General features: G+C 70.1%; 12 protein-coding genes. 2 read left to right on the forward strand and 10 right to left on the reverse strand.

Features of this window, described 5'->3' with window-relative positions; genetic code table 11:
- Positions 1-2: 2 nt before the first annotated feature.
- The 9 genes from ACTOQ2_RS26525 to ACTOQ2_RS26565 form a co-directional block, all read right to left on the reverse strand.
- Positions 3-1,808 (reverse strand): ABC transporter substrate-binding protein, encoded by a 1,806-nt coding sequence (locus ACTOQ2_RS26525; RefSeq protein WP_440103077.1) that lies wholly within the window; start codon positions 1,806-1,808, stop codon positions 3-5.
- Positions 1,805-2,182, reverse strand: coding sequence for a hypothetical protein (locus ACTOQ2_RS26530; protein ID WP_440103079.1), 378 nt, complete (start codon positions 2,180-2,182; stop codon positions 1,805-1,807). The genes ACTOQ2_RS26525 and ACTOQ2_RS26530 overlap by 4 nt, the downstream gene beginning before the upstream one ends.
- Positions 2,179-3,027, reverse strand: a complete 849-nt coding sequence (gene ddaH, locus ACTOQ2_RS26535) for a dimethylargininase (protein ID WP_440103080.1) — start codon at positions 3,025-3,027, stop codon at positions 2,179-2,181. Before ddaH ends, ACTOQ2_RS26530 begins: the two co-directional genes overlap by 4 nt.
- Positions 3,024-4,268, reverse strand: coding sequence for an ATP-grasp domain-containing protein (locus ACTOQ2_RS26540; protein WP_440103082.1), 1,245 nt, complete (start codon positions 4,266-4,268; stop codon positions 3,024-3,026). The genes ddaH and ACTOQ2_RS26540 overlap by 4 nt, the downstream gene beginning before the upstream one ends.
- A gap of 11 nt (positions 4,269-4,279) precedes the next feature.
- A complete protein-coding gene (locus tag ACTOQ2_RS26545) occupies positions 4,280-5,815 on the reverse strand; it encodes a class I tRNA ligase family protein (protein ID WP_440103083.1) in 1,536 nt (511 codons plus the stop codon).
- Entirely contained in the window at positions 5,812-6,177 is a 366-nt protein-coding gene (locus ACTOQ2_RS26550; RefSeq protein ID WP_440082511.1) for a cupin domain-containing protein, read from the reverse strand. The genes ACTOQ2_RS26545 and ACTOQ2_RS26550 overlap by 4 nt, the downstream gene beginning before the upstream one ends.
- 41 nt (positions 6,178-6,218) lie before the next feature.
- Positions 6,219-7,517: a SidA/IucD/PvdA family monooxygenase gene (locus ACTOQ2_RS26555; protein ID WP_440103084.1), complete on the reverse strand. Its 1,299-nt coding sequence runs from the start codon at positions 7,515-7,517 to the stop codon at positions 6,219-6,221.
- Between the two features lie 74 nt (positions 7,518-7,591).
- Positions 7,592-7,738, reverse strand: coding sequence for a hypothetical protein (locus tag ACTOQ2_RS26560; protein ID WP_440103085.1), 147 nt, complete (start codon positions 7,736-7,738; stop codon positions 7,592-7,594).
- Between the two features lie 150 nt (positions 7,739-7,888).
- Positions 7,889-8,257 carry a hypothetical protein gene (locus ACTOQ2_RS26565; RefSeq protein WP_440103087.1) on the reverse strand — a complete coding sequence of 123 codons (369 nt, stop codon included), beginning with the start codon at positions 8,255-8,257 and terminating at the stop codon, positions 7,889-7,891.
- Positions 8,258-8,641: 384 nt separating this feature from the next.
- On the opposite strand from ACTOQ2_RS26565, the gene ACTOQ2_RS26570 reads away from it, so the two are divergent.
- Positions 8,642-9,631 (forward strand): LuxR C-terminal-related transcriptional regulator, encoded by a 990-nt coding sequence (locus ACTOQ2_RS26570; RefSeq protein WP_440103233.1) that lies wholly within the window; start codon positions 8,642-8,644, stop codon positions 9,629-9,631.
- A gap of 78 nt (positions 9,632-9,709) precedes the next feature.
- Here ACTOQ2_RS26570 and ACTOQ2_RS26575 read toward each other — a convergent pair whose 3' ends face one another.
- On the reverse strand, positions 9,710-10,216 hold the full coding sequence (locus ACTOQ2_RS26575; RefSeq protein ID WP_440103089.1) for a hypothetical protein: 507 nt from the start codon (positions 10,214-10,216) through the stop codon (positions 9,710-9,712).
- Positions 10,217-10,512: 296 nt separating this feature from the next.
- Between ACTOQ2_RS26575 and ACTOQ2_RS26580 the strand changes: the two genes are divergently transcribed.
- Positions 10,513-12,186: a fibronectin type III domain-containing protein gene (locus ACTOQ2_RS26580; protein ID WP_440103090.1), complete on the forward strand. Its 1,674-nt coding sequence runs from the start codon at positions 10,513-10,515 to the stop codon at positions 12,184-12,186.
- Positions 12,187-12,325: the final 139 nt, after the last annotated feature.

The raw sequence follows: 12,325 nt of genomic DNA on the forward strand, positions 1-12,325 counted from the left end.
GATCAGTCACCGCTCTCGACGTAATACCAGTTCTCCGGGCTGATCATCCCGAAGGGGTTGATCGGCTCGAAGCCGCGAAGCCTGTTGGAGACCTCGAACAGCCGCAGGGAGAAGTTGGGGATGAAGATGACGGGGACCTGCTCGGCGATGTAGTCCTGGTACTCGTAGAGGGCGGCGGGGTCGTCGCTGGTCAGGGTGCGGTCGATGAGCTCGTCGGCCCTCGGGTCGGTGTAGTGGCCGAAGTTGCCGCCGGCGTCGGTCCGGAAGAGGATCTCGCCGCTCGGGTAGTGGTAGACCCAGCCGCCGCCCCAGGTGCTCAGCTCCCACAGGCAGGGGCTGTCGGGCCCGACGACGCAGGGGGCGTCCTCGGCCACCAGGACCGAGCCGTAGACCTCCTGCAGCCGCAGCTCGATGCCGGCCTTGGCCGCGTCGTCGCGGAACTGCTCCATCAGCCGGGTGAGCGCGGGGCGGCCCTCTGCGTACCTGAGGGAGAAGCTGAGCCTGGTCCCGCCGGGGATGCCCGCGCCGGCCTGTCCGGGGCCCTCGCCGGGGTTGACGCAGACGGCGGGCGTCGTGCTGGTGTCCCAGCCGTTGGCCTCCAGCAGCTCGCGGGCCCGCCCTGCGTCGAAGGGCAGGATCGGCGCGCCCTGCAGGGTGGGCGAGACCAGGTCGCTCACCGGGTAGCGGGGCACCGGCCCGTCCTGCCGGTAGGCGTAGCCGTGGTAGATGTCGCGGGCCGCCCGGTCCTGGTCGAGCGCGTGCTGCATCGCCTGCCGGATGTAGGTCTGGGCGAGCATCTTGCCGGCGACGGTCGGGTTGTTGTAGTTGAGCGGGATGTAGCGGATGCAGAAGGCCGCCTGCGGGACCAGCGTGTAGTGCTCGCCCAGCGGGTTGGGGCCGCCCTTGGTGGGGTCGTCGGTCGGCTCGGTGCTGAAGCTCAGCGGCAGGTAGCCGACCTGGATGCCGTCGGGCCCGTCCGGCCCCTCCAGCAGCTTCTGGTACTCCTCCCCGTCGGACATGAAGGGGACCTGCCGGAACTCGTCCAGGTGCGCCTTGTTCGGCCCGGAGTAGTGCTCGTTGGGGACGAAGGTGACGACGCCCTCCATGGTGTAGCTCTTCAGCCGCCACGGGCCGCTGACCACGCTCCACACCGGGCTCGTCGCCCAGTGCACCCGGTCGGAGTTGTCCTCCTCGATGACGCCGCCGTTCTCGCCCATCAGGAAGTCGTAGACGGCGGCGACGTTCTCCAGGCCGTACGAGGCGTCGGAGGGCCCGTCGGCGGTGCGGTCCCATGCCTTGGGCATCGGGGTGATGGTGCTGAGCTGGTTCATCAGCACCCAGCGCTTGGAGTAGACCTTGTCGAAGGTGAAGTAGACCTTGTCCTCGGCGAGCTTGCCGTAGGAGACCAGGTTGTCGGGGAAGCAGCCCGGGACGTACTCGCCGTAGCGCTCGCCCTTGACCGCCATCATGTTCACCCAGAACAGCACGTTGTCCGCGCAGATCGTCTCGCCGTTGGACCACTTCCAGGGCTTGACGGTGACGGTGACGGTGAGGCCGTCCTCGCTCCACTGCGGGGGCTCGCCGATGCTGAGGTCGTAGTCGACCTCGGGGGTGCCGTGCGTGCCGAAGAAGTAGAGCGGCCGGTACATCAGGATCTGGAACTCGAGCAGGTTGCGGGTGCCGAAGCGCTCGGGCGGGGTGAAGGGGAAGATGATGGACGGAGGGAATCCGGGGGCGCAGGCCCAGGTCACCGTGCCGCCCTTGACGGGCCGCTCAACGTTCGGGCGGGCGATGGTGTTCAGGGTCATGGTCGGCTCTCAGTCCTCTGGTGCGGAAGCGTGAAGGTGTCGGGGTCGATCTCCTCGAGCAGGGAGACGCCGCTGCTCGCGTGGGCGCCGTAGCGCTCCCACGTCTCGTGGAGCAGGACGCGGCCGTCGGGGAGCAGTTCGGGGGTGCTGCGGCAGTGGCCCGACACGACGGCGCCGGTGTCGAGGACCATGGTGTAGGCGAAGTCGAGGGTGCCGTCGGGGGCGCAGAGCCCGGTGAGGCTGCCCCGGCGGGCGTGGCCGCCGGAGAACTCGCCCCACAGCAGGTCGCCGTCCTGGCGGTACAGGGCGATCGGGTGCTTCTCCCCCGGCGGGACGCCGCCGGTGGTGAAGCGGCGTCCGTTGTAGTCGATCATGATCGGGCCGCCCGGAGTTCGAGGGTGCAGCACTTGGCGCTGCCGCCGGACTTCAGCAGCTCGGAGAGCTCGACGCCGATGGGCTCGTAGCCGCGCTCGCGCAGCTCGCCCATCAGGTGGGTGGCCGCGGGCGGCAGCAGGACGTGGCGGCCGTCGGAGACGGCGTTCAGCCCGAACACCTCGGCGTCGGCCTCGTTGGCGATGATCGCGTCGGGGTACAGGACGCGCAGCACGCCCTGGCTCTCCCTGGAGAAGGCCCCCGGGTAGTACATGATCTGGTCGCGGTCGAGCACGGCCAGCGCGGTGTCGAGGTGGTAGAAGCGCGGGTCGACCAGCCTCAGCCCCGCCACGGGCATCCCGAAGAACCTCTCCGCCTCGCGGTGCGAGCGGATGTCGGTACGGAAGCCGGTGCCGGCCAGCAGGTACCTTCCCGCGTGCAGGTAGTCGCCCTCGCCCTCGTTGACGAAGACGGCCTCGCGGGTCTGGTAGCCGCGGGCGCGGAACCACTCCAGGTAGGCGGGGCCCTCGGCGGCCCGCTCCTCGTAGCGGAACCTGGCCGACAGCACCTTGCCGTCGATGACCGTCGCGCCGTTGGCGGCGAAGACCATGTCGGGGTTGCCGGGCAGCGGCTCGATGAACTCCACCTGGTGGCCGAGGGCGCGGAAGGCGCGCAGCAGGCCGTCCCACTGGAGCCTGGCCAGCGCGCCGTCGACCGGTTTGCCGGGGTTCATCCAGGGGTTGATGGAGTAGACGACGTCGAAGTGGGTGGGCGGGCACATCAGGTAGCGGCGGGTGCGGGCGACGCGCAGGGTCCGCGGCGGCGCCTCCTCGGCCAGCTGTGTCATGACAGTTCTCCGTCCTGGACGAGGGTGACGTTGATCTTGGAGGCGTAGTCGAGCATCGTCTCCCTGGCGTCCTCCAGGGAGGTGCCGGTGGTGCCCAGGAAGCCGAGGATGCTGTTGCCCTCCGGCGGGCGCCGGACGACGTCCCCGGGGCTGGCGGTGATCTTGAGGAAGAACACCTTGTCGGACTCGGAGACCTCGGCCGGCACGTCGATCGCGGTGATCCGGCCCGCGTCGCACATCAGGCACATCGCGGTGACGTGGACGCCGGTCGGCCGGTAGTGGCGCACCCGCGGCGCCGCGCCGCGGGCCACGTCCATCACGGCGCGGATCGGGTTGTGCGCGGCGGTGATCCCGGCGATGAGGTCCAGCCCGCCGCCGCCGGGCCTGATCGCGATCTCCAGCAGGTACGGCTCGCCCCGGTCGAAGCGCACCTCGGCGTGCAGCACGCTGCGCCGCAGCCCCTGGGCGTGCGCGCCGGCCCTGACCACGCGGTGCACCGCGGCCACCTGCTCGGGGGTGAGCGAGGTCGGCCCGTGGTGCACGTCGTCGTCGAAGGTGCCCCCCTCGACGGTGATGCGGTCCACGATGGAGCCGAGATAGACCTCGCCGTCCCAGGCCACGGCCTCGATGAGGAACTCGTCCCCGTCGAGGAAGGCCTCGACCAGCAGGCCGTGCGGGCCGAGGTCGAGGCCGTGCGCCTCCATCTCGAACCACGACATCCCCTCGATGCCGGCCAGCGCCTGGGGGAACAGCTCCGCCATCTCCTCGGCGTCGTCGACCTTGAACACGAAGTTGCTCGCGGCGCCCAGGGTGGGCTTGAGGATGACCGGGTAGCCGAAGTCGGCGGCGGCGCCGAGCGCCGCGTCCAGCTCGGTGACGAAGCGGAAGTCCGGGTGCGGCGCGTCGTACCTGCGGTGCGCCTCGCGCATCAACAACTTGTTGCGGCTGGTCCTGGCCGCCTCGACGCCCACGCCCGGCAGCCCGAGCGCCTCGGCGACGGCCGCGACCGTGGTCACGGCCGACTCCGAGAAGGTGATGATCCCGTCAAAGCGCTCCTGCTCGTGCCACTCCTTGGCCTCGGTGATGAGGTCGTCGATGTTCTGCGAGCCCACGACGCGGTAGCGGTCGGCGGGCCAGAAGTCCGGGGTGCCGATGCCGTTGAGGACGTAGAGCTCGGCGCCGTAGTCCTGGACCTGCTGGTAGCGGGAGCGGTAGTAGGTGGCGTTCTGTCGGGCTTCCATGGCGAGGAGTTTCATCGGGGGCTCCCGGGCAGTCGCGGTAGCGGGAAGGCGTCGATCGTCTCGGCGGAGGTGTCGAGGGTGAGCTCGACACCGGCCGCCTCGGCCTCGGCCGCGACGTCGATGAGGATGGGGGCGGCGCAGGAGAGGAAGGCGCGCACCTCCATCAGGAGGTCGCCGGGCTCGTCGCGCTCGGCGGTCAGCAGCCTTCCGAGCTGGGTGACGATGCCGTCCGCCGCCCTGGTCAGGCTGAACGAGGTGAGGTCGTAGCAGAGCCGGAACCTCTCGACGACGACCGCGGCCCGGCGGCGCCCGGCGTCGGTGACCTTGAGCTCCTCCCCCGGGTCGGTGACGAGGGCGTCGAGGCGGTCGGCGAGCGCGTTCCACGGCTCGCGCAGCCTGCGGGCGGTGACCTTGTCAAGCCCCTCCCTGGTGAAGTTGGCCCGCTGGTCCTCCGGGCAGGTCAGGGCGAGGTAGAAGCGGACGAGGTCGCGCGGCACCTCGGCGACCAGGTCGGCGCCGCGGATGAGGTGGCCCCTGCTGGTGGAGAACTTCTCGTTCTCCAGCTCGTAGAACTCGTTGCAGATGTTGGTGTCGGGGGTGAGGTAGCGGTCGCCGTGGGCGAGCAGCATGACCAGGTCGACCATGCCCCAGAAGTAGACGTTGTCGAACCCGTGGAAGTAGACGAGGCTGTTGCCGCTCTCCGCGCGCCAGGCCCGGTCGACGGGGCCCTCGGGCTCGCCGGCCGCCTTCCAGGTGCTGTAGATCGAGGCGGGCATCGCCTCGACCCACGGGTAGAGGATCTGGCCGGGCGTCTCGGCGAACGGGGCGTCGATCCCCCAGCCCGGCGACGGCACCGTGATCGGGATCTCCGGGAGCGGCCGGGCCAGGATCTCGCGGATGAGCTGCCTGCTGTGTCCCCTCCAGGTGTGCTCGCGGGCGGCGTAGTAGGCGGTGAGCTCCTCCCGGTAGTTCTCGATGGGCAGGACCAGGACGGTGACCTCGCGCGAGGTCACCGGGTCGGCGGGGTCGAGGACCGAGCGCGGGTCGCCCAGGTCGTCGAAGTGGTTGGGGTGGCCGCAGCCCTCGCACGACCCGCCGCAGCTCTCGGTCAGGCAGGCCGGGCACTCGCCCTTGACCAGCCCGTCGAACAGGTAGGTGCCCGCGTTCTCCGCGTACGGCATGCGCACGGTCCGCGACTCGAACCGGCCCTGCTCGTGCAGGGCGGTGACGAAGTCGAGCACGGTCTTTCTGTAGGTGTCGTCGATGGGCGGCATCGGGGCCAGGGAGATGCCCATCGCCTCCACCGACCGCTGGATGGCGGCGGTGGAGGCCGAGCACAGCTCGGCGGGCGTGGTGCCGTGCTTGCGGGCGGTCGAGATCATGTACGACTGGCTGTCGTCGGTGCAGGTGTTGTAGTTGACACCGCGGCCGTCGGCCCGCAGGTAGCGGGCGTAGACGTCGCCGGCGACGTAGGGGCCGGCCATGTGGCCGACGTGCAGGTCCCCGTTGGGCGTCGGCGTCGCGGCGATGACGATCGTCTCCGTCATGTCTCCTCCTGGTGACGGCTCTCGAACACGCGGGTCATGTCGTGGTCCCACCAGATGCCGTACATCTCGAAGGAGGCGGTGCCGTCGTTGACGACCCGGTGGTCGGTGCCGGGCGGGAAGTAGGCGACGTCCCCGGCGGAGAAGGGGGCGCGCTCGCCCTCGCTCTCCAGGACCGCCTCGCCGGAGACGGCGATGAAGATCTCGTACTCGTGGTGGGCGTGCCGGGTCGAGGCGGTGCCGGGCTCGATGACGCACCAGGCGCCCTCGAAGGGGGCGTTCAGCGTCTGCCAGGGCATCAGCCGCTTGGCGAGCAGGCCGTTGTCCCGGCGCAGGTGGGCGGGGTCATAGGTACGGAGGTCCACGGGGGTTCTCCTCGGAGGATTCGGAGAGGATCAGAAGGTGATCAGGAGGCGATCGGGAGGGCGAACGGCGCCAGGAGCTCGGCGGCGGCGGCGCTGTCCCGGATGTCGTGGACGATCTCCTCCGCCCGGTTGGCCAGCGTGCTGAGCAGGGAGTCGGCGATGCCGTGCGTGTCCTCGTTGACACCCTGCAGGTAGCAGGAGGCGCCCGAGCCGGCGGGCAGGGACAGCTTGTAGAAGCGGTCGACGCCGATCTCGCCGAGACCGGCCCTGGCGGCGAGGTCGCGGATCAGCGCGGGCATCCGGCGGTCGAAGCCGGTGCCGAGCAGCAGGACGTCGCAGGGCAGCTCGTCGTAGCCGCCGCTCTTCCTGTCCTGGAGGGTGAGGACGATCTCGTCGCCCTCCAGCCTGGCCCCGGCGATCTCGGCCATCGTGATCATCCGGATCCTCTCCCGTCCGGTGAGGCGCTCCAGGTAGATCTGCCGGTAGAGGTTTTCCAGCAGGCCCGGGGACAGGCCCGCGTAGTTGGTGCGGTGCATCTCGCCGAGGAGCTGGCGCCGCGCCTCGGGGCGCGAGCGGTGGAACTCGTCGACGAAGGAGGCGTAGAAGAGCTCGTTGGTGAACTTGCTGCTCTCGTAGCCGTTGAGGCCGATGGAGCGCATGATCATCGTGCACTGGGCGTTGGGCATGCTCTGGTGGGTGGCCCACAGCATCTCGGCCGCGCTCTGCGCGCCGCCGATGACCGCGACCCGGTGCGGGGCGTCGTGGTCGAGCCCGGCGATTTTCCGGCTGTACTCGGTGCTGTGGATGATCCGCTCGCGGGGGAGGGTGTCGAACACCTCGGGGATGTGCGCGTCACGGCCCGCGCCGACCACCAGGGTGCGGCAGCCGATGGTCGAGCCGTCGGCGAGCCGGACGACCCACCGCTCGACGCCGCCGTCCCCGGCCATGACCGGCTCGACCGCCACGCAGCGCCGACCGTACTCGATGCGCACCTGGGCGAGCGACTCCGCCACCCAGAGCAGGTAATTGGATATCTCCATTCTGTACGGGGTGAAACTGCCCAGATTGACGAATTCGCTGAGCCTTCCCACGGAGTGCAGGTGGTTCACGAAGGAGAATCTGCTCTGCGGATTTCTCAGCGTGACCAGGTCCTTGAGAAAGGAGACCTGGCTCTGGGTCCAGGGCAGCAGCATTCCGCGCTGCCAGACCACGTCCTCGTGCTGTTCTATGATCAGCGTTCTGGTGGCCAGTTCCGGAGCGAGCTCTTCGAGGGCAACGGCGAGGGCGAGGTTGGACGGCCCTGCGCCGAGGGCGAGTAACTCGACTTCCTGGTGCTTCACGGTGGTCGCCTCCCGGACGACTTCTCGGGCGCGGTGCCCGTGACGAATGGTTTGCTGGGTTTCTCCTGGTCGGCTCACTGCCAGCCGGCTCCGCCGGCCGGGGCGAGAGACGCGGTGGCCGCGAGGCCCGCGCTCCCTCCGGGCACGGCCGCGGTGACAGGGACGGCGGCGAGCGAGCGGGCGCCGAGGGCGGGGGCGATGGATCGGACCGTGGTGCTCATTGTTCTTCTTTCCTTTCGACCGGCGATTCTCGGCGCCCTTTTCCTGTTTCGCAGGAGTGTCCCGGATTAACTTTTCCGGACATTTCCTGCTTCGTTCTGACACTTCGATTCTTGGCCGACCCAGCCGGATTCCGGAAGCCCCGGAGCCTGTCAGCGCGCTGCAATGGCAGGACGCTGACAGGCCTCCTCGTCGAACGTCTCGAGGCGCCCGAGCGCGAGGTCGAGATCGGTTCCGCAGGCCACCAGCGACCAGCCGGAGAGCTCGGGCACGCCGTCGAGGGCGCGCAGGCACAGCCGGGCCGCCGCACTCTCGGCCTCGTCGAGGGTGGGCCTGCGGACGAAGAGCCCGAGACGGATTCCGGCGGGATGCTCCTCGCCGTAGATGTGCTCTATCCCGTCGGCGGGCTCCGCCAGCGCCAGGAGCAGGCGCCGGAGCTCACGCGCGGGTATCCGCCCGCCGGCCGGGGCCGGGCGGCCTTCGATCTCGGGGGCGCGTAGGCGCGCGTTGATGAGATACATGAATCGACCGTGGTTCGCGCGCGGCGAATCCACCAGGTGTTTCCCCTGGCAGGTCCATGGCGTGGCAGGATCATGCCATCGCGCCGCGCTCCCGCGTCCCGGTTCCGGAGGCCCCGGACGACGCCTCGCGAGCCCTCGGGATCCTCCCCTTCGGCGGATCCTCGGCGGGTCCTCGGCGGGTCCTCGGCGGGCGGCGCGCGCCTCCGCCCACGGCGCGGATCAGGCCCTGGAGGGTCCTCGGGGGCCGTCGTGTTTCGGGAGAGACCAGGGCGATCGCGTAACCCGGTCATCACTGCCCCCGGCTAGTTTCAGACTGCGATCGTCGTGGGCCCCGCCCATCGGATCGCGTCTCGGTCATGCTCGAACCGTGGAGGGGTCGTGCTCATGCTGCTTGGCATCGGGTCCGCCGAGGAAACCGTCTACCGCACCATCCTGGAGAACCCCTCGTACGGGGTGACCGAGCTGAGCCTGGAGCTGGGATGGCCGGTCCACCGGATCCGCGCCACCCTGGACGAGCTGGCCAGGTTGTCGCTCCTGCGCCCCTCGTGGGAGGAGCCGGACGTGCTGCGCCTGGTCCGCCCGGAGGTGGGGCTGGCCGCGCTGCTGGCCAGGGAGGAGGCCGCACTGCTGGCCAAGCAGCAGGAGATCGAGCGGAGCCGGACGGCCGTCGCCCAGATGATCGCGGCCTACGGCGACCAGCACCCGGCGCGCCCGGACGACGGCTCCGAGTCGCTCGTCGGCATCGACACAATCCGCAACCGGATCGAGGAGCTGGTCTCGGAGTGCCGTCAGGAGCTGCTCGGGTTCGAGCCCAAGAGCGCCCAGACCCCGGACAACATCGCGGCGAGCCGCCCGCTGGACGAGGCTCTGCTCGACCGCGGCGTGGCGATCCGCATCATCTACCCCGACAGTGTCCGCAACGACCAGGCGACCACCGGATACGCGACCTGGCTCACCGGGAACGGCGGCCAGGTCCGCACCACCCCCGGCCTGCCGCTTCGGATGCTCATCTTCGACCGGCGGGCGGCCCTGCTGCCGACGGACCCCGCCGACAGCAGCGCTGGAGCGGTCCTGCTGCGCGGGGCGGGCGTCGTCGCCGCCCTGATCGCCCTGTTCGAGCAGAGCTGGGGTGCCGCCAGCCCTCTCGGCGAGGAGCGCAGGCGCGACGAGAAGGGCCTCAGCGGCCAGGAGCGCGAGGTGCTCCGCCTGCTCTCGACAGGGCTGACCGACGAGGCGGTGGCCCGCAGGCTCGACGTCTCGGTGCGCACCCTGCGGCGCGTCACCGCCGAGCTGATGGAACGCCTCGACGCCCGCAGCCGGTTCCAGGCCGGATACCTCGCGGCCGCCAGGGGATGGCTGCCGTCCTGCCTGTGACCACACCGCGAGAACCCTGGGCGCCCCCTCGTCCGGGGGCGACGCGGCACGAGGGACCGGCTCCGGCGTGAACGGGGTTCAGCTCGCCGCGGGAAGCGCCGAGCCGTCCATCGGGCCGTCGGGACTGTAGACCACGCACATGACGTCGCGGTCACCGCCGGCCCAGGTCTCCCGGGTCGGCAGGATCGGGTAGAAGTTCAGCCCCGAGGCCGACTCGCCGCTCCAGTGGCTGTCGAATCCCCGCCGGCAGCTCCGCCACGCGAACGCGCTCAGCGCGGCCGGATCCCATTCGCCGTCGGGAGCGTGCACGAAGCCGTACGACTGGTTGGCCGCCCGCTCGTGGCAGGGCGTGTACAGCACGACGACCTCCGCCGCCTCCCCGGAGTACGCCGGATCGGTGAAGCACTCCCCCGCCTCGATGTGCAGGATCCCGCTCGTCCGCGCGGTGACGAAGGTCTCGTCCTTGATCGTCGGCCCCGGCGCCGGGGTCGGCGGCGGGAACAGCGTCCCGAGCGCCACGAGGCCGAGAAGCAGGGTCCGGCGGCGGGCGGGCCGCCGGGTGCCGGCCTGGCGGGTGACGGTCAACGGGGCATCCTGTTCCTCGGGAAGCGGCTCTTCACCCGGGGAGCGATTCCGCTGTTCGACGGCTGGTCGGCCACACCATAGGCGCGGTCCGCGGAACGCGCGGGCAACGGAGGGTGGCGAGCGCTCGGACTTCCGGCGACATCGGCGGTACGGCCGGGTTCCCAGGTTCCCGAGGGAGCATGTTCATCCGGGCGCAATGCTCCATATAGGCATTCGATGATCTTTTCTGGATCAATACGGACGTCCACCGCACTCCCTCGGTGGAATGTTATTCCTCCCCTGGAAAAGAGCTCATGATGGGCGAAGTCAACATGCCCCGGCCCGCCGGATCCCGGCGAACGAAGCTGACGGCGGCGGGCGCGGGCGTGCTGCTCCTCGGCGGCCTGGCGTTCGGCCCGGTGGCGTTCGGCGCGGCCGCGCCGCCGAAGTATCCCGCCGCCGACATCCACAAGCCCTCCCCCATGCCCGACCGGGTCATCCTGACCCCGACCACCACCCCGTCGACCAGCCAGAAGGTCACCTGGCGGGCCGTGGCCGACGCCGAGTCGGCGCAGGCGGAGATCCTCGAGGCCCCGCGGGCGCTCGGCGAGGTCGCGCCCGCCGCGGGCACGGTCGTCAACGTCAAGGCGGCCGTCAGCACCCCGGTCAACACCACCCTGGGGTACGCCTCCACCTACCACACGGTGGAGTTCACCGGCCTGAAGCCGAACACCCGGTACACCTACCGGGTCGGCGACGGCACCAACTGGGCGGAGTGGAGCGACTTCACCACCGCGGCGGCCGACCTGCAGCCGTTCTCGTTCATCTACTACGGCGACGCGCAGAACTACATCGACTCGGCGGTGCCGCGCGTCTTCCGCCAGGCGTTCGCCGACCGCCCGCAGGCGAAGATGATCGTCAACGCCGGTGACCTCATCGACTCCGCGAACAGCGAGGAGCAGTGGGGCCAGTGGTACAAGGCCGCCGGCTTCATCGACAGCCAGGTCAACAACATCTCGATCCCCGGCAACCACGAGTACAGCGGCGGGCTGTCCACCTTCTGGCGGCCGCAGTTCCCCTATCCGGACAACGGGCCGGGTAACCCGGAGCTGAAGCAGACCGCCTACACCATCGACTACCAGGGCGTGCGCTTCATCGGCCTGGACTCCAACGTGCAGGGCAACGCGGCCCTGATGACCGCGCAGGCCACCTGGCTGGAGGGCCTGCTCAAGGACAACCCGAACAAGTGGACGGTGGTGACCTTCCACCACCCCGTCTACTCCACCACCGGCACCCGCAACAACCCCGTCGTACGCGCCCAGTGGGGCCCGCTGCTCGAGAAGTACGGCGTGGACCTGGTCCTGCAGGGCCACGACCACTCCTACGGCCGGGGCAACGTGGCGACCGCCCGCAAGTCGGTCACGGTCAACAACGGCGTCGCCTACGTCGTGTCCGTCTCCGGCGGCAAGATGTACGACCTCAACAACGGCGAGAACTGGACCGGCAACGGCGCCGAGGTCGTCAGCCGGAGCCAGAACACCCAGCTCTACCAGCTGATCGACGTCGAGGCCGACCGCATCACGTTCGAGGCCCGCTACGCCAACGGCGAGCACCACGACGGCTTCGTCATCCGCAAGAACAAGGCGGGCGAGCGTACGGTCAACGAGATCCGCACGCCGGAGAACACCGTCGGCGAACAGGTCACCGTCGACAGGACCACCGTCGGGACGCGTGGCGAGCTCAAGATCTCCGCATACGGCTACGACCCGGGCGAGCGTGTGTCCGTCTTCCTGAGGGAGGCCGGCGACCGCGACAGGGGGAACGGGCACGACAGGGACGACTCGATCGGCGTCCGGACCGCCGACGAGCTGGGCCGCCTGACCTACACCTTCAGACTGCCGAGCAGGGCGAAGAGGGGTGACACCTACGTGGTGTACCTGGACAGCGCCCACCAGAAGATCACCAGCCCGGTCATCACGGTCACCAGGTAGTGACCTCTCCGGGCGCGGGGCTGCCGTGACGGCGGCCCCGCGCCCGGAGGTACCGGCGCCACGCCAAACCACGCCGACGCCACGCCGACGCCAGGTCGGCGCCACGCCGGAGCCGTGCCGGAGCCGTGCCGAAGTCGTG

It is taken from the genome of Streptosporangium sp. H16 (assembly GCF_051918855.1).
Classification (GTDB): domain Bacteria; phylum Actinomycetota; class Actinomycetes; order Streptosporangiales; family Streptosporangiaceae; genus Streptosporangium.

Bases quoted from the DNA above. Each gene is read 5' to 3' on its own strand.
- ACTOQ2_RS26525 (WP_440103077.1), bottom strand. From the start codon at position 1,808: ATGACCCTGAACACCATCGCCCGCCCGAACGTTGAGCGGCCCGTCAAG.
- ACTOQ2_RS26530 (WP_440103079.1), bottom strand. From the start codon at position 2,182: ATGATCGACTACAACGGACGCCGCTTCACCACCGGCGGCGTCCCGCCG.
- ddaH (WP_440103080.1), bottom strand. From the start codon at position 3,027: ATGACACAGCTGGCCGAGGAGGCGCCGCCGCGGACCCTGCGCGTCGCC.
- ACTOQ2_RS26540 (WP_440103082.1), bottom strand. From the start codon at position 4,268: ATGGAAGCCCGACAGAACGCCACCTACTACCGCTCCCGCTACCAGCAG.
- ACTOQ2_RS26545 (WP_440103083.1), bottom strand. From the start codon at position 5,815: ATGACGGAGACGATCGTCATCGCCGCGACGCCGACGCCCAACGGGGAC.
- ACTOQ2_RS26560 (WP_440103085.1), bottom strand. From the start codon at position 7,738: ATGAGCACCACGGTCCGATCCATCGCCCCCGCCCTCGGCGCCCGCTCG.
- ACTOQ2_RS26565 (WP_440103087.1), bottom strand. From the start codon at position 8,257: ATGTATCTCATCAACGCGCGCCTACGCGCCCCCGAGATCGAAGGCCGC.
- ACTOQ2_RS26570 (WP_440103233.1), top strand. From the start codon at position 8,642: ATGCTGCTTGGCATCGGGTCCGCCGAGGAAACCGTCTACCGCACCATC.
- ACTOQ2_RS26580 (WP_440103090.1), top strand. From the start codon at position 10,513: ATGGGCGAAGTCAACATGCCCCGGCCCGCCGGATCCCGGCGAACGAAG.